At 46.2% G+C, this 16116-nt stretch carries 15 protein-coding genes; 4 read left to right on the top strand and 11 right to left on the bottom strand.

What is annotated here, in order from left to right; all coding sequences use genetic code 11:
• Window positions 1-19: 19 nt before the first annotated feature.
• The 3 genes from HY877_07935 to HY877_07925 form a co-directional block, all read right to left on the bottom strand.
• Entirely contained in the window at window positions 20-1099 is a 1080-nt protein-coding gene (locus HY877_07935; protein MBI5300201.1) for a metallophosphoesterase, read from the bottom strand.
• A complete protein-coding gene (locus HY877_07930; GenBank protein MBI5300200.1) occupies window positions 1080-1661 on the bottom strand; it encodes a CDP-alcohol phosphatidyltransferase family protein in 582 nt (193 codons plus the stop codon). The genes HY877_07935 and HY877_07930 overlap by 20 nt, the downstream gene beginning before the upstream one ends.
• Window positions 1662-1860: 199 nt before the next feature.
• On the bottom strand, window positions 1861-4035 hold the full coding sequence (locus HY877_07925) for a UvrD-helicase domain-containing protein (protein ID MBI5300199.1): 2175 nt from the start codon (window positions 4033-4035) through the stop codon (window positions 1861-1863).
• Window positions 4036-4429: 394 nt separating this feature from the next.
• On the opposite strand from HY877_07925, the gene HY877_07920 reads away from it, so the two are divergent.
• From HY877_07920 to HY877_07910, 3 genes are all read left to right on the top strand, one after another.
• Window positions 4430-4660 carry a hypothetical protein gene (locus tag HY877_07920; GenBank protein MBI5300198.1) on the top strand — a complete coding sequence of 77 codons (231 nt, stop codon included), beginning with the start codon at window positions 4430-4432 and terminating at the stop codon, window positions 4658-4660.
• Window positions 4657-5049: a retroviral-like aspartic protease family protein gene (locus tag HY877_07915; GenBank protein ID MBI5300197.1), complete on the top strand. Its 393-nt coding sequence runs from the start codon at window positions 4657-4659 to the stop codon at window positions 5047-5049. Before HY877_07920 ends, HY877_07915 begins: the two co-directional genes overlap by 4 nt.
• 152 nt (window positions 5050-5201) lie before the next feature.
• Window positions 5202-7055, top strand: coding sequence for a hypothetical protein (locus HY877_07910; GenBank protein MBI5300196.1), 1854 nt, complete (start codon window positions 5202-5204; stop codon window positions 7053-7055).
• 615 nt (window positions 7056-7670) lie between these two features.
• Here HY877_07910 and HY877_07905 read toward each other — a convergent pair.
• The 4 genes from HY877_07905 to glmU are packed head-to-tail and all read right to left on the bottom strand — an operon-like array spanning window position 7671 to window position 11919.
• Complete coding sequence (locus tag HY877_07905; protein MBI5300195.1) at window positions 7671-8231, bottom strand: hypothetical protein; 561 nt, start codon at window positions 8229-8231, stop codon at window positions 7671-7673.
• On the bottom strand, window positions 8228-8557 hold the full coding sequence (locus HY877_07900; GenBank protein ID MBI5300194.1) for a hypothetical protein: 330 nt from the start codon (window positions 8555-8557) through the stop codon (window positions 8228-8230). The genes HY877_07905 and HY877_07900 overlap by 4 nt, the downstream gene beginning before the upstream one ends.
• Before the next feature lie 46 nt (window positions 8558-8603).
• Window positions 8604-10463, bottom strand: coding sequence for a glutamine--fructose-6-phosphate transaminase (isomerizing) (glmS, locus tag HY877_07895; protein MBI5300193.1), 1860 nt, complete (start codon window positions 10461-10463; stop codon window positions 8604-8606).
• Between the two features lie 31 nt (window positions 10464-10494).
• On the bottom strand, window positions 10495-11919 hold the full coding sequence (gene glmU, locus HY877_07890; GenBank protein MBI5300192.1) for a bifunctional UDP-N-acetylglucosamine diphosphorylase/glucosamine-1-phosphate N-acetyltransferase GlmU: 1425 nt from the start codon (window positions 11917-11919) through the stop codon (window positions 10495-10497).
• Window positions 11920-12139: 220 nt separating this feature from the next.
• On the opposite strand from glmU, the gene HY877_07885 reads away from it, so the two are divergent.
• Complete coding sequence (locus HY877_07885) at window positions 12140-12670, top strand: hypothetical protein (protein ID MBI5300191.1); 531 nt, start codon at window positions 12140-12142, stop codon at window positions 12668-12670.
• Here the strand turns inward: HY877_07885 and lysA are convergent.
• The 4 genes from lysA to nadA form a co-directional block, all read right to left on the bottom strand.
• A complete protein-coding gene (gene lysA, locus HY877_07880; protein MBI5300190.1) occupies window positions 12648-13928 on the bottom strand; it encodes a diaminopimelate decarboxylase in 1281 nt (426 codons plus the stop codon). The two genes, HY877_07885 and lysA, sit on opposite strands and share 23 nt — an antisense overlap.
• Window positions 13929-14114: 186 nt before the next feature.
• Window positions 14115-14849 (bottom strand): peptidoglycan editing factor PgeF, encoded by a 735-nt coding sequence (pgeF, locus tag HY877_07875; protein MBI5300189.1) that lies wholly within the window; start codon window positions 14847-14849, stop codon window positions 14115-14117.
• 10 nt (window positions 14850-14859) lie between these two features.
• A complete protein-coding gene (locus HY877_07870; protein MBI5300188.1) occupies window positions 14860-15738 on the bottom strand; it encodes an RluA family pseudouridine synthase in 879 nt (292 codons plus the stop codon).
• A partial coding sequence (gene nadA, locus HY877_07865) for a quinolinate synthase NadA (protein MBI5300187.1) occupies window positions 15735-16116 on the bottom strand: 382 nt, incomplete at its 5' end. The genes HY877_07870 and nadA, both read right to left, overlap by 4 nt.

Raw genomic sequence — 16116 nt, 5'->3', positions numbered from 1 at the left:
GGCAGTTTGCGAAGGTTCCCTAATGAATTTCTGACATCACGCGGTGCTCCCCCTTCCACTCCTTAAGTGAAGCACGTGGCAGGCCTTTGTCATCATAGGAAATTTCCGCGAATGTCAGCCGCAGTTGTCTTCCCAGACTGCTCAAATCAAGCCCGATCAGATCATTCCAACAACCAGTGTTGATATATTCCTTGCCGGGGGCAAACAGTCTATAGCTCGCATGATGAGTGTGCCCAAAAGTAACCAACCGAATATCGGGATTGGAAAAAAGCAATTTTTTAGCCTCTTTGTCGAGATTGTAGGGAAAAGAAAACTCCCGTAAAATTTTCCACGTATCAAAAAGGGAAAAGTTGCGGCGCGGGTCTCGGCTGAAATTGATTTTCAAAAAATAAAAAATCAAACGACTGATGGTTTTCAGCGCGAAAAAAGTGTCGTGGATCAAAGCCCATCGCAAATAAAATTTAAACGGATAAACTTTTCCAATGTAGGGTCTCTCTTTTTTGAGCGGATTGATAAAATGAATCACAAAAAAAGAACCCCACGGCATTTTCAAAACCGGTTCTTCTCTTCCCCTCGTCAAATACAAGTTGTCCAGATCAACACGGTTGTCGGCCAGAAAACGGTTGCCATGTTCAATGTGAAGGCGATCAACCTCGTAGCTGTCCAAAATAAAACGCAAATTGGAACCCACCCGCTCTTTCAGAAGCTGTTGCACTTTGGGCCAAGCCACTCCGATGTCGTGATTGCCCATCAGATAAACAACGGACCGGTTCGGTTTCCGCGCAAAGGCCGCTAACGCATCAAAAAATTTGGGATGTCCCTCGATGATGGCTTTGGTTCTTTCGAGCGTTACTCGCTCCGATAAAAAATCGGCTTCGGGTTCATCGGCACTGGTATTGAGATGGTTGAGAGCATCTCCGTTGAAGATCAATTCAACATCGGTTTTCGCGTACGGTTCGGAACAATAATGTTCCAAAAATTCCGTGAACTGGTCATCATAGAAAAATTCTTCCACCAAATTACAGGTTCCATCCTCGTTCAAAGCACCCGAGCTTAAATGAAGATCACTTAAAATAATTTTATAGCGCTGTCGTGCCATGTGAGATTTTTTTCCGGATAATTTTCAAACCCATCAAGCCATATTGGATGAAGCTCAACACAATCAAAAGAGTCGAAATGGTCAGAGAAATCCGGAACCAAAAATGAAGGGGATATCCCAGAATCAACGTGAATCCCAAAATGACGGTTACCAGATTAACCAGTGTGGCCAACTTGCTGGACCATAAGGGTTTCAGCTCAATTTCAATTTTGCGAATCTGAAAATAGGCAAGCCCTGCCAAAATGGAAACGTCACGAAGGGCCAGCAAAAGAAAAAACCAGAGCGGAACCACTTTTAAAATCAGAAGGCAGGCCACGGTTGTTACCATTAGAGCCTTGTCGGCAACGGGATCCAGAATGGCGCCCACTTTGGTTTGTCTTTTGAGCCATCTGGCGACGGAACCATCAATGAGATCGGTTACACCGGCAATCACAAATAGAACAAAGGCACACCGGTAATTTCCCTGAAGAAAACAGATGAGAATGAAGGGAACAAGAATGAGACGCAAAAGCGTCAACCAATCAGCAAGGCTCATAGTCGTCTCAATAAATGCCATGGCCATAGTTCATGGTCAATGGGCTAATATGGAAGTGGTTAAAAAGTTGTGTGAGGGAGTTTTGGGGCCGCGGTTCCCGACGGGTCGTCCCGTCGGGCCCGCTTATCGCTCGGCAATTTTGGCTTTATATCCCGTTTGTTAAAATTGCCTGCGCGAAACCCCAAAACTCCCTCACACAACTTTTTAACCACATTCATTATAAGGGTTACACTTTTTCAAGGTGGGCATACTCGGCGATTAGTTTTTTGATCATTCCGTTGGAAAATTTGACCGTTACTTTTTCACCAAGACTTGTTTTCTCCGACGCGGCAATATAGCCAACGCCAAAATCAGGATGCTTCACCTTGACGCCAATGCGGTAGCCGGTGGGTTTTATTTGGGTTCTTGGTTCTTCGTTCTTGGTTCTTCGTTCTTGCCAACTCCTCTGATCAAAATCGTCATTCTCCTCTTCATGGTCCATAGTCCATGGTCTATGGTCTCCATACCCCCGGCTGTTCTCCACCACTTCCATCAAATCTTCTGGAATTTCTTCCAAAAATCTTGAAGGCAAACTGTATTGCTCTTGCCCGTTCATATAACGCCGCCACGCATGAGAGAGCCATAGATATTCCTTCGCGCGCGTCATGCCGACATAAAAAAGTCTGCGCTCTTCTTCGAGTTCTTCCAATTCATCCATGGAGCGGGCGTGCGGCAGAAGTCCCTCTTCCAATCCAACAAGCCCCACCGCCTGAAACTCCAGCCCTTTCGCCAAATGAAGCGTCATCAAAGAAATGACTCCTCCCTCCGAAGATTGATCCAGATCCGAAATCAGGGCGACATGATCGAGATAATTTTGAAGGGTTGAAAAATCGGCGATGCTCGCAACCAATTCATTGAGGTTCGCCATTCGTTCTTGGGCTTCAGTCGATCCTTGCATGGTTAACGACGTCAAATAACCACTGGTCTCCAAAACTTTTTGCAAAATTTCAACCGGAGTTGCTCCGTTCGGAGTTACTCCGTTGGCGGCAACAAACTCCTGCATTTTGAAAAACCATTTCATAAACTCTTGCAATTTTTGGTGATCAACCTTTTGAGCCGCTTCATAAAAAGAAATCCCCTGCCCCGAAGCGAGGCCTTCAATTTTTTCAATCGTTGTTTTGCCAATACCCCGCGTCGGCACATTGATGATTCGCTTTAAAGCCACACTATCGCCCGGATGCATGAGCACGCGCAAATAGGCGTGTGCATCTTTAATTTCGGCGCGTTCATAAAAACGCAAACCGCCGTAAATCATGTAAGGGATTCCCGACATTCGCAGAATTTCTTCCAGCGGGCGCGACTGGGCATTGGTTCGATAAAAACAGGCCATCTCGCTATACGGAATTTTTTGAGTCTCATGAAGGTGGCGAAGTTGACTCACAATATAAAGCGCCTCTTCTTTTTCGCTGTTGACGCTGACCATCGTGATTTTTGCGGTATCCGGTTTTTCACTCCACAAGTTTTTTTCTTTCCGAAATTCGTTGTGGAGAATCACCGCATTGGCGGCAGTCAAAATGTTTTGCGAAGAGCGATAATTTTGTTCCAGACGAATGACTTTTGCGTGGGGATAATCTTTTTCGAAGTTGAGAATATTATTGAGATCCGCCCCGCGCCAGCGATAAATCGACTGATCCGGGTCTCCCACCACGCAAAGATTCAAATGTTTGGCGGCAAGTAGAGTCACCCAACGGTATTGGGCACGATTGGTATCCTGATATTCATCGACCAAAATATAATGGAGCAAATCCTGATACCCTTTCAAAAGGTGTGGGTGTTTTTCAAAAAGCAAAACGGTGCGGGAAATCAGATCGCCAAAATCCAGAGAGTTGTTGGCCTGCAAAATTTTTTCATAGGCTTCATAAACCTCCGCCAACTTTTTCTGAAACGGATCAGACGCTTCATTTTTCAGAATCTCCACGGTAATCAACTGATCCTTCAAACGCGAGACGCGACCGACCAGTTGCGTCGGCGGAAATCTTTTTTCATCGAGATTCAAATCCTTGATTACTTGTTTCATCACACTCTGCTGGTCCGCGGCGTCATAGATTGTAAAGCTCGGCGCAATGCCGGCAGACAACGCATGCCGTCTCAAAATTTTGACGCAGATAGAGTGAAAGGTACCCACCCAAAGGTCGCGGGCTTCCGGACCAATGAGCCCTTCCACCCGTCTTTTCATCTCGCCGGCGGCCTTGTTGGTAAAGGTAACCGCCAAAATTCTGCCGGGCGAAACCCCGCAATTTTTGATCAAATGGGCAATGCGATGGGTTAAAACACGAGTTTTACCCGTCCCCGCCCCCGCCAAAATCAGCAAGGGCCCGTGGTCATGTTTAACCGCTTCTAATTGTTGGGGGTTTAAACTCATGGAATCAAATTAACACTCTTTTGTTATTCCTGCGAAGCTTGTCCCTGCAGGCAGTAGGCAGGGAGCAGGAATCCAGTTTATGGCTCACCGGACAACTTATTTGGTGGATCATGAGAATTTTCATCCAAGGGTTCCAGTGGGTGCCGGAAAGATGGTCTCGGTCTTAAGCACATCGGTTGCGTATTGTAACGTTGCTTGAATAAGGACGGCAGGATCCAAAACAATGTGATTTTGCCAAGCAGACATACGATTATTTTTAGCATGGGCAATGGAGAATGGGCAAGGAAGAATTCAAAATCGGCGCAATGCCGGCCTCCCACACTTCAAAATTCTGACGCAGATGGAATGAAAAGGCCTTGCTTGCTCCGTTTTCTTCGTGCTAGCCTGTTTGCCGATGAAGGTACAAAAAATCGAGAACATCCGGAAACAATTTGATCACGAATGGCTTCTTATAAAAGTCGAGCAATTCGATGAAGCAACGACTACCCCTGTCAGCGGAATTCTGATTGCTCATAGCCCGGACCCCATGGAAATTCACAAAATAGCCATGAAATATGATGGCTTGCTGGCAACCATTTACTCCGAAGACTGGCCCAAGGATATGGCCGCCTGCTTTCCATCATGAAACAATTTCATCTTGATCTTCAATCCCAGATAATTCTTGTTCCCGCCGTTATCGTCGGTCCCAAAAATGCCCACACCATCAATCTCATTTTGGATACCGGCGCCACATTCACACTCATCGCACCCGAAATTTTGTTGAGGATCGGATCCGATCCGTCCAAAGCCACCGACAAAAGTGCCATCACCACGGCCAGCGGAATTGAATTTGTGCCGTTTTTAAAAGTCCCGATTATCAAGACGTTGGGTGTTGAAAGAAATGATATTGAAGTGTGCGCCCACAGTCTTCCTTCGAATATGCCGGCGCGGGGCCTGCTCGGCCTTAATTTTCTGCGTCACTTCAACATCCATTTGGATTTCCTAAAACAACGAATGGAAATTTTTCCCGGATAATTTTTCGCCCTACTCCCACTTTCAGGGGATCACCGTATAAAAAAGTAAGTCCCGCACTTCAAAATTTTGACATAGACGGAGTGAAAAATACCCGTTTTTTGGCATAGCACTTGCACACAAGTGGGTGTGGTTTCAAAAATAGGAGCGTAACTATGAAGAACAAAATTTTCGCCGTTAGTGTCGCATTCACATTTCTCTTGATGGCCGCGTGTTCGCATAAAGGCGCGGAGATCACGTCACTCACTCTCCCTCCGGGTACTGATATCGCAAAAGTACCCGAGCAACAACCGCCCGCAACACGCACAACAGAGCCAGCACAAGCAGGCCCAACCATCAGCAATCTGCCGCCGCCTGCTGGAACATCTGAAGCAAGACCCTCTCCAGAAGGATTACCACTGCCACCTCCCACGGGAATATCAGGAACAGGACCCGGCAATATCACACATCTTCCCGGAGGAGGTCCGGTAATAAATCCGCCAGCCGTCACGGGGCCTTCTATTACAGCTATCAAGATACAAACCAAAGATGCACAAGACGTCGTTCTTAGTACTTATCCGGTTGATATTAGCCGATCATCAATTCCGGCAGTATTGATCCCGGCAGGATTTGCAAAAATTGTTTTTACGGTGAGCACTATCGATCCGGGGAATCCTTCTTTTAAATATGATCTTAAGGTGAGTCCGATAGATATTGTAACAGATAATACAGACGGCGTGCTGGACGCCGGGTCCTTTCGTCTTGATGTCAGGACGACTTATCTTTTCAAATTATCTATAACGGATTCAGAAACGCCGTCATGGCTTTCTAACTATGATATTCCTGTTGCAATCGTTGCCGCAGGGACCACACCCCCCGCCCCCGCGGCCAATCAGCCACCCCGGATTACACGAATACAAGTAGAGGCTTTGGATAGAAATGCGACGGCTCGCACTCAAAAAGATTTGGAGATCATCGCAGACACAAGATCAACATCCCCTTTTGAAAGCACGGATTTTAGATGTGCCAATGAAGTCGACCATCTTCGGTTCACCGTAACCGCTTCCGACCCGGATGCCCAGGACACGCTCACCTATACACTCAAGACGGAAGACGTCCCACTTATTAACAGTGCTTCAAATGTACTCCTACTCAGGACAGCAGGAGAAGGTACTACCGAGTTTTCGTTCGATGAAGAGATCTGGTTTGAAATAGTTGTTAAAGACAATCACGAGGAAAGTGCATCTGTTGCCATCCCCATCCAATTTAATTTCTTCGGAACGGACTGCGAGGGAACAACTGGCGGCGGTTCTGCCACGGGAGCGGGAACAAATCCCCCAACGGATACACTGCACCTCGATCGCACTGGGATCATGATCGGATCCTTATTGTCTATTCAGACTCTAACTCTCGACTATAATAATTTTCAGTGGTTTCTTGTCTACGGATTTGGTGGCAACCCCATCCGAACGGTAGGAGAATCTGGCGAAGTTTGCAACATGCAATGTCCTGCCAATAATGTTGTCACGGGTTTTGTGGCAAGCTGGGATCCGGAAATCATGAAATTTTCCATAACAGATTGGCGATATGTAGATGTCATCGATTATTTAATTCTGGAATGTAGCCCAATAACACCTTCAGGAGTAAATCTATCCCAAATAGCTTTATCTGATAGAGGCTGTGGTTCCGATAGTTCCACATGGGACGACCATTATCGTAAAGAATTTCGGATCGGGGGGAGTACAATACAACCGTACATGACAACTGGTTTTGAGGCCGCCGATTTAGACAAAATCAACAGTTTTGGCCTTGTTTATAAATCATGGAATCTACAAACCCTAACATCATCTAGAGAAGATCTAACAACCTCAAGAGCAGGCGAACAAGATACAAATTCTCTGAAACAACAAACATGTGCTATGGACAAAGAAGTCATGACCGGACTTCAGGCACAACTCTCCGATGACGGTGATCTGATTGGCATCGGCGGCATTTTTTGTTCTTATTTGACGCCACAGTATTCACAATAGCGGACGCGACTTTTGTCCCAAATCAAACCAGTCTTGTCACAACCGACATGGAAGCGACAACGATGGCATCGGTGCCTTGACGGTTCTGCCCAGAGGAAAAATACTTGCAGTGGGGGTGGGTGGCTCGCAAACCGCCGGACAAACCGTGCTTGCCATAGGTCGCTATAATCCGTGATAGGGTCACCTCACCGTCATACTTTTGGCGAGGTCACGCGGCGGTGTTTAGAGGCTCCGCGGTTCAATAAACTCAAGAATATGCGACAGTCTGAATACCAGATAAAAGGGAAGAGACAAAAGTTTGTAGTTCAACTGCTTACCATCGGGCGTGGTGAGCAGATGATTTTCAATTTGAAGCGGCCTGTTGCAAACGCGAACACCGAGACTTGTGCCGCTCCTGCATAAAAACTGGTGCAGGGATTTCAAGGAGCCGTGGCTTCCTGATGGCATCCATTTTCCACCACTCCCATAAGACGACCAAATCGCAATGCAAACTTCTAGACAAGCGTCGTTTTCCCTGTCTGACGCGCACCGCGAAGAATCAAAAGAATAGGTTCTTTACAACAGAATTTTAACTAAAGAATAGGTTGTTTTATGCGGATTCTAATCACCCCACTGTCATGCTTTTTGCTTCTGCCTTGTAGCCAGCATTTTTTGAAAATTTTGGTACTGTTCGGCGGCGCCTTCCGCTTTGGACCATTTTGCAAGTTCTTTCATGTCAATTTTCTTCGTCACACAAATCATGAATGCCTGCTCCAAAGATTGCCTGTCTTTCCAATGGTAAAAAGCGGCCAGCCGGTCTTTCACGCTGTCAACCGGTCTTAATAAACGAAGACGGCCGTATTTATTTTTGATGAGGGCCGTTTTTGTCACAAACTCATCACCAACTGTCAAAGGAGCGGGGGGGAATTCAACAAAATAGGGACATTCCGGATTTTCATAATGCCGATGAGATTGCGTTCTTTGAAATCCCAATTCAAGCATCAGGGGATCCAGTTCTTTCAGCGAATAATCCCCCATGACAAAATCAAGGTCCCTTGATTGATACTGATTATCGGAATAGATGCTGACGCAACCACCCCCGCTCAAAACAACAGATATCCCGGCTTTTTCCAAATGACCACAAACGGATGCCCCAATTTCTTCGACAGACATTTTGCGCCACGGAAATTTCTTCATAAGGGTTTACCACGGCGTCTTGGGCGCAAACGGGGCATATAAAACCGGGTTCGCACTTCCGCAGGGATGGCCTGCATGAGCTTTTCAATAAGCGCAATCAGTTCATGATAAAAAGGATAGCGCGGGTTGAGTTGATAAACGACCGTGCGGTCCCGTTCACGGCAAAAAAGAATCCCCCCCTCTTCCATATGTTTCAGTTGCAGTTGAACAGACCGCAAGGGAAGCTCCAGTTTTTGACGTATTTCCTGAGCATATCCCTCTCCGTGTGAATAGAGATAAAGCAGAACCTTTTCTTTTGTCTTATTTCCGAAAAGAACTTCCAGCATACGAACAGACTAACATATTAAGTCGTCACGACTCAAGTATTTAGTTTCACTCCACCGTCACGCTTTTCGCCAAATTTCTGGGTTGATCCACATCGCAACCTTTTTCGTTGGCGATGGTGTAGGCGAATAGTTGGAGGGGGATGGTGTATAGCAGAGGCGTTTGCGTGGGATCGGTTTTGGGAATGGGGATGATGACATCAACTGCTTCAGATACATGTTTGTCCCCTGCTTCGCAAATGGCGATTACGAAAGCACCGCGCGCCTTCACCTCTTCCACGTTGCTCAGAATTTTTTCGTAGGTTTCCCCTTTGGGAATCAACGCCACCACGGGAATTTTCTTTTCCACAAGTGCAATCGGACCATGTTTGAGTTCTCCTGCGGCGAATCCTTCGGCATGCACGTAGGAAATTTCTTTTAATTTAAGTGCTCCTTCCAGTGCCAACGGATAATTAGATCCGCGGGCGATGAAGAGAAAATGGGATGCACGGATGCAATTTTTCGCCACTTTTTTAATAATCTTTGCCCCTTTCAAAATGGATTCAAGATGCTGGGGAATTTTACAAAGCTCAGCCATTTTTTTTCTGACTTCATTCGTATCCAATTCGCCGCGGCGTTTCGCTATCTCCAGAGCTAAAAGGTACAAGACAGTTAGTTGCGAAACAAAAGCTTTGGTGGAGGCAACGCCAATTTCCGGACCCGCGTGCGTGTACAAAGTGGTGTGTGCAAGGCGCGCAAGCGAACTTCCAAGCACATTGCAGATCGCCAAGATATTTCCCTTCTCTTTTTTTGCCTGCGTTGTGGCGGCAAGAGTATCCGCCGTTTCACCCGACTGCGAAATGGGAATCACAAGCGTTTTGGAATCAATGACTGGTGTGGCATAACGAAACTCGGAGGCAAGGCTCACATTTACCGGCACACGCGCCATACTCTCCAGCCAATATTTTCCAACAAGCCCCGCGTGATAGGAAGTCCCGCACGCCACAATCTCCACTTTTTGAAAAGGAAAACCGCACCGGCCAAATAGTTTCGGAATTCCTTCCAGCGTTAACACACCGCTATCGGGTTGAATGCGCCCCATCAATGTATCGTTCACCACACGCGGCTGTTCAAAAATTTCCTTGAGCATGAAATGTTTGAAGCCGCCCTTCTCTGCCGTCAGCGGATCCCAAGTGATTTTCTGGGAGGCACGGCGGATGGGTTCGCGGGAAAGAGTGACCAACTCGCCCTCTTCCAGAAAAATAACATCGCGTGTGTAGGGAAGAATGGCCGCGACATCCGACGCCACAAAATTTTCCCCCTTCCCCAACCCAATCACGAGTGGAGAACTCTGTCTCGCAACATAAAGATGCTCCGGATCCTGCCCGTGCAAAACAACAAGCGCATAGGAACCGCGCACTTTTGTGAGGGCATTTCGAATCGCCTGTTGGATATCGAATTGTTTTTTCAATTCTTCATTGATGAGATGACAAAAAACTTCGGTGTCGGTTTCGGAAAGAAAGCGAAACCCTTTTTGGATTAGTTTTTTACGGAGTTCAGAATAATTTTCGATGATGCCGTTATGCACCACGACCACATCTCCAACACGATGCGGATGTGCATTGCGCTCGGAGGGAACACCGTGGGTGGCCCAGCGCGTGTGACCGATGCCAATATTCCCGGACAATTTAAACTCCGCAAACTCTGCGAGTTTGCTTCGCGGGCAGGCAAAGCCTGCCCTTGACTTAAATTTTTTAAGTTTTGCTTCAAGGCAGGTTAACTTTCCTTCGGCCCGCTCAATTTGAATTTTGCCGTTGTTGAGTACGGCCACTCCTGCCGAATCATAACCGCGATACTCCAGACGCTTGAGTCCATCGATTAAAACTTTTACCGCTTCACGATTTCCAATGTAGCCAATGATGCCGCACATATTTCTTGTACTATGGACCATAGACCATGGACTATCGACCTTTCTTCTTGTGTTTTCGGTCTATGGTCCCTAGTCCATGGTCCATAGTCCTTTTTCTGATCCAGTTTTTCTTATTCACCTGTCTGCCCCGCGCGATGGCCAGTGATTTTGACGGAACATTTTCCGTGATGGTGGAACCGGCGGCAATGAAGGCTCCATCACCCACCGTCACGGGTGCGATAAATTGCACGTCACTTCCCACAAAAACTTTTTTTCCGATTTTTGTCGGGTGTTTTTTTGCACCATCATAATTGCAGGTAATCGTTCCGCACCCCACATTGGTTTCGGCACCCACATGCGCATCTCCCAGATAGGTCAGATGATTCGCCTTTGCTTTGGAACCCAGCCGCGTTTTTTTCAGTTCCACAAAATTGCCGATCCGCGCCCCCGCACCAACATGAGAATCGGGACGAATTCTGGCAAAAGGACCAACTTGAACATCCTTTTCAAGAGTGCTCGACTCCAAAACACAATACGGATTGATGTGCACATGATCCCCAACCACCATATCTGTGAGCACCGCACCGCATTCGATGATGCAATTTTTTCCGATGCGTGTTTTCCCGCGCAGATAAACTTGCGGGTGGACGATTGTTTCAGTGCCAAAAGTAACATCGGCATCGAGATAAACTTGTTTGGGATCGACAAAAGTGACACCACTCGCCATCCATTGATGGGTAAAGCGTTTGCGCATCAACTCTTCAATAGAACTTAATTGGTTTCGATCATTCGCCCCGAAAAATTCTGACCCATCTTCTCCCTTAAATCCCACAATTTTTTTTCCTTCGTTTACCGCGAATTCAATGATGTCGGTTAAATAATATTCCTTTGTAACGGGATGGGGTTTAAATTCTTTTAAAATTTTAAAGAGCCAATCCGCCTTCACACAATAAAAACCAACATTCGATTCTTTGATCTGTTTTTCTTCGGAGGTTAATTCTTTTTCTTCCACGACGCGTGTCACTTGCCCCATTTGACGAAAAACCCTCCCATAACCGGTCGGGTTTTCTAAATCAGCAGTAATAAAACCCAATGTGGCATCACTTTTTTTAACCTCCGCAAAAAATTTCTTTAATGTTTCAGCCCGAATTAAAGGAGCGTCGCCATATAAAATAAAAACATACCCTTTAAAATTTTTGAAATGCAAAGTGGCCGATTGCACCGCGTGCGCTGTTCCCAACGGAGCAGATTGGTAGGCAAGTTTGACTTTCGGTTTGTTTTTTAGATATTGTGCAACCGGATTTGATTTTTCTTTTGAAGTGACAATGCAAATTTTTCCTGCTCCGGCAGAAGTAACCGCAGTGATGGGATATTCAATCATGGGACGACCACAAACCGGGTGCAAAACTTTTGGAAGCACCGAGCCCATCCGTTGACCCTTCCCGCCAGCCAAAATAACCGCAATAATTTCAGGCATTTATGAACCCTCCCCCTTTATCGATTCACAAACTTGAACATTTAAAGATTTTGGAGTTATACCCACAATAAAAAAGGAAGCAACCTTTTTTCAATCCTGCCGATACCAAGAATGAGAAAGTACCTCGGACTATGGACCATGGACTACAGACCAAAAACAAAAAGTAGTTGTCAACGGTCAATGGTCCATTGTCTATGGTCCAATAAAAAGGGAGATTTTTATGGAAGAAATGCAGGATGAATTAACCGAAATCACCTTAATCAATCCGAAGCCAGTGCGACCCCCCTCTCTCTGGATGAATATGACGGCATTGATTGTGTTGTTTTGTCTGGTTGTCGGGGTGAAATATCTTTCAAACCGCTGGCTCAGCAAAACCCTTCCGGAAGAACATCCCGAAAAACAGATTGTGATGGAAGATTTGGAAAATGAAAAACCCATTGCCGACAGCGCACCGGTCGCGATGCCTGTAACGGAAGAAGTAAAGAAAGAAGAAGCGCTCGCTCCCGCACCGGTTGTGGAAACTCCAAAATCCGTTGAAACAAAAAAAGTAACGATGAAGAAGAAAAAAACCGCAAAGAAAAAAACGGCGCAAAAAAAACCTACCAGCGTCGCCACAACAGATCCTTATACTGACGGCGGACCTCTTGATTTAGATCGAAAAGAAAACCAAACACAACCGTCAACAGTTGCAACTCCATCCGCTCCCACAATAGATGAGCGAGATCAGATTATTCCATTTGAGTCGAAGTAAGCGAGCAGAGCGAAATCCAATCTTCCAAAGTTTCTCTGCGGCGGATTAATTTGTGGGTGGGACCATCTACCAAAACTTCCGCGGCGCGAAGGCGCCCGTTGTAGGGAAAGCTCATCACATATCCATAAGCCCCGGCATTTTCGACGACGATCAAATCTCCGATATTTAATTTTGGCAACTCACGATCCTTCGCCCAAGCATCGGCATTTTCACAGGCCTGCCCGCAAATCGTTACTTTTTTAAGATCCTTGGTCCTTGATCCATGGTCCATGGTCCTTTCCACGAATATCCCGTGATACGCCCCATACAACACGGGCCGCGCCAGAATATTCATCCCCACATCGGTCCCAATGAATTTTTTATATCCTTCCTTGATAGCATGCACGCGCCCAAGCACAAAACCCGCATCCCCCACCAAATAACGCCCCGGTTCAATGATCAGTGTGGGTTCGCCGAGTTTATATTCAGCGACTTTTTTCTTTAAAAGATCCGTCACAAGCTCGGCGGTTTTTGAAATATCGAGCGGTTTTTCTTTCGGCTCATAGGGAATTCCAAACCCGCCTCCGATATCAATCCAGTCAAACTGGATTTTCAAACGGGAGGCAATTGGACCAATCCCGTCGAGCAATTTTTGAGTGATCGTTTCAAAATAGACGGGATCCGTCACACAGGAACCACACATCATGTGAACCCCAAAACTTTTCACTCCCGCTTCTTTTGCCTTCGCATAGGCCGCCTCCGCCTGTTCAAAAGAAATTCCGAACTTGGCTTCTTTCCCGGCCATCACATCACTTTCGTGGACATTGCTTTTCCCGATTCCCGGATTGATGCGGAAACTGAGGGTTGCAGGAACTCCCAGTTTAAGAAGACGCGACAGAAGACTGCCATCATCCAAGTTGATGAGACATTTTGATTGGAAACCCAGTTTCAAATCTTCATCGCACAAATAATTTCCTGAAAATAAAATTTGTTCACCACTGGCGCCCAACTTCCGGGCTAAAAGAATTTCATTGGCGCTCGCACAATCGCAGAAAGCCCCCTCCTCCATTAAAAGTTTGATAATGGAGGGATTGGAATTGGATTTGACGGCGTAATAGATTTGAAACTTGGGCCAGCGAGAGCGAAAGGCTTGGTCCAAACGCCGGTAGTTTTCGCGAATGCGATTCGCTTCGTAAATATAAAGAGGGGTGTCATACTGCACTGCAAGTGTTTCTGCAGACACCTCTTCAAAAGAAATAGAGTCATTCTTGATTTTCATTTAGGGTACCTTTTAATTTGTCATTCTGAGCCCTTCGCTTTGTCATTCTGAGCGAAGCGAAGAATCTGCTCGGGCTCAGGATAAACTCCGCGAAGAATCTAATTTGTTATCAATTAGATCCTTCACGGAGTTTACACTGAGCGAAGCGAATGTGTTCAGGATGACAATCGGGGTTTCTGATTTGCATTATTTAATCATCACAAAACTGACCTGATTCCCCTTTTTTCCTTTTTCTGCGCGAAAAGAGTGAAAATGGTTTGGATCAGCGGCGGTGCACGCCAAAGAAAGATAAATCGACTCTCTCGGAATACCCATCGTTTTTAACAAATGAAGATTGGCGTGGGCAATATCCAAATACCAATGGTTGGGATCAATTTCCTCAAGCCACGGACCGGGCGATAACTGCGCCTCGCGAAAGGCAATGACGACGTCGTTTTTTACCCGATAATTTCTGCCGTCAATGCAGGGACCCAAAGCCACTTTCAAACGGACGGGGTCCGTTTTCCATTCTCTTTGCATGACCTTAATCGTTTCAGTAACAACTTTTTGCGCCGTCCCCCGCCATCCCGAATGAATCGCCCCAACTACTTTATGAACAGGGTCTACGAGTAAAATGGGAAGACAGTCTGCACTCCGCACCCAACAAACGATACCGGGTTCATCCGTCACAAAGGCGTCTCCTTCTAACTGCGGACCGGAAACCGTGGACCACGGACTCGAAACTTTTTCTTTTGTCGTTAAAAGATGGAGAGCCTTACTGTGAATCTGGTGCGTCTGGGGAATTTTTGGATTAGATACACCGAAAGCAGACAGATATTTTTCAATGGAGATGTCTTTCGTACCAAAACCATGCACCAGCCAGTCATATTGCTGTAAAAGCGGAACTTGAATTATCGGCAATGTTTGAATGTTTAAGAACATAATTGAGCCGTCATCCTTTAAGATAACTTAAAAGTTTTTGCAAATCCTCAGGCATGGGCGCCTCAAAAAAAACTCTCTTTCCGGTTTTGGGATGTGTAAGCCTAAGACTTCTCGCATGCAGGGCCGGCCTTGTAATCTGGTCTTTCAATTTTTTCCCCATCCGCCCGTAGGTCGGGTCTCCGATCAAAGGATTTCCCGCTTCGGTAAAATGAGCGCGAATTTGATGCGTTCGTCCCGTATGAAGCTTCACTTCCAACCAACTGAAATTTCCGTCAAAACGTTCCAACACTTTCCATTCGGTCAAAGCCTCTTTCCCCTTCTTCGTATGGGAAGAAATTTTTTGGCGATTTTTGGAGGAACGCCCCAACGGTTTATCAAGAATTCCCTCTTCCGTAATTTGCCCGCAAACAAAAGCCCAATAAATTTTCTCCACCTCACGTCCCTTGAATTGATTTTGCAAATGGGTAAGGGCTTCCACGGTGCGGGCCGCCACGATCACACCGCTGGTCCCTTTGTCCAGACGATGAACAATGCCCGGTTTGAAGGGATCCGATCCTGCGGGCAAAGTGCCGTATCGGGCCAACAGCGCATTGACGAGAGTTCCGGAAGGATGCCCCACCGCCGGATGAATCACCAGATCGGCTTGTTTGTTGATAACAATGATCTGATCGTCTTCATACAAAATATCCAAAGGAATTTTTTCAGGTTTCAGTTCAAACGGAAGTTGAGAAACAGGTAACTGATATTCAATATCTTCTGTCCCCGTTATTTTGAAAGAAGGTTTTGAAACAACACTCCCTCCAATTTTCACAAGCCCCTCTTCAATCATTTTTTGAACTTGATGACGGGAAAGAGAACTTTTTTGAACAAGATAAAGGTCGAGCCTCATGCGCTTACTTTCAACATCCGTTCCACAGCTTGGCGCGCTTTGACGGCAACCGCTTCCGGAATGAGAATTTCGTAAATATCTTTCTGAAGACTCTGCAAAACTTTTTCGAGAGTGATTTTTTTCATGTGGGGACAAATCGTACACGGCACCTGAAAATCTTTTTCTGGAAACAAGGAATGAATATTGTCTGAAAGGGAACACTCCGTCACAAGCATAATCTTTTTCGATTTCGATTGGCGAATATGATCAATCATTCCAGAAGTGGAACCGGCGTAATCGGCCGTCTGCACCACGTCTGGAGAGCATTCGGGGTGGGCTATCACTTCAATCCCGGGAAATTGTTTTCGATAAACGGCGATATCTTCTTTTGTGAATGTT

The sequence above is a fragment of the Deltaproteobacteria bacterium genome (assembly GCA_016213065.1).
Taxonomy (GTDB): domain Bacteria; phylum UBA10199; class UBA10199; order SPLOWO2-01-44-7; family SPLOWO2-01-44-7; genus JACRBV01.
Note: the sequence above shows the minus strand (reverse complement) of the source record. Positions and strands in the feature narration are given on the sequence as shown.

What these genes read in the sequence shown, in the direction of transcription:
- HY877_07935 (MBI5300201.1), bottom strand. Translation starts at nt 1,099, where the DNA reads ATGGCACGACAGCGCTATAAAATTATTTTAAGTGATCTTCATTTAAGC.
- HY877_07930 (MBI5300200.1), bottom strand. Translation starts at nt 1,661, where the DNA reads ATGGCCATGGCATTTATTGAGACGACTATGAGCCTTGCTGATTGGTTG.
- HY877_07925 (MBI5300199.1), bottom strand. Translation starts at nt 4,035, where the DNA reads ATGAGTTTAAACCCCCAACAATTAGAAGCGGTTAAACATGACCACGGG.
- HY877_07920 (MBI5300198.1), top strand. Translation starts at nt 4,430, where the DNA reads ATGAAGGTACAAAAAATCGAGAACATCCGGAAACAATTTGATCACGAA.
- HY877_07915 (MBI5300197.1), top strand. Translation starts at nt 4,657, where the DNA reads ATGAAACAATTTCATCTTGATCTTCAATCCCAGATAATTCTTGTTCCC.
- HY877_07910 (MBI5300196.1), top strand. Translation starts at nt 5,202, where the DNA reads ATGAAGAACAAAATTTTCGCCGTTAGTGTCGCATTCACATTTCTCTTG.
- HY877_07905 (MBI5300195.1), bottom strand. Translation starts at nt 8,231, where the DNA reads ATGAAGAAATTTCCGTGGCGCAAAATGTCTGTCGAAGAAATTGGGGCA.
- HY877_07900 (MBI5300194.1), bottom strand. Translation starts at nt 8,557, where the DNA reads ATGCTGGAAGTTCTTTTCGGAAATAAGACAAAAGAAAAGGTTCTGCTT.
- glmS (MBI5300193.1), bottom strand. Translation starts at nt 10,463, where the DNA reads ATGTGCGGCATCATTGGCTACATTGGAAATCGTGAAGCGGTAAAAGTT.
- glmU (MBI5300192.1), bottom strand. Translation starts at nt 11,919, where the DNA reads ATGCCTGAAATTATTGCGGTTATTTTGGCTGGCGGGAAGGGTCAACGG.
- HY877_07885 (MBI5300191.1), top strand. Translation starts at nt 12,140, where the DNA reads ATGGAAGAAATGCAGGATGAATTAACCGAAATCACCTTAATCAATCCG.
- lysA (MBI5300190.1), bottom strand. Translation starts at nt 13,928, where the DNA reads ATGAAAATCAAGAATGACTCTATTTCTTTTGAAGAGGTGTCTGCAGAA.
- pgeF (MBI5300189.1), bottom strand. Translation starts at nt 14,849, where the DNA reads ATGTTCTTAAACATTCAAACATTGCCGATAATTCAAGTTCCGCTTTTA.
- HY877_07870 (MBI5300188.1), bottom strand. Translation starts at nt 15,738, where the DNA reads ATGAGGCTCGACCTTTATCTTGTTCAAAAAAGTTCTCTTTCCCGTCAT.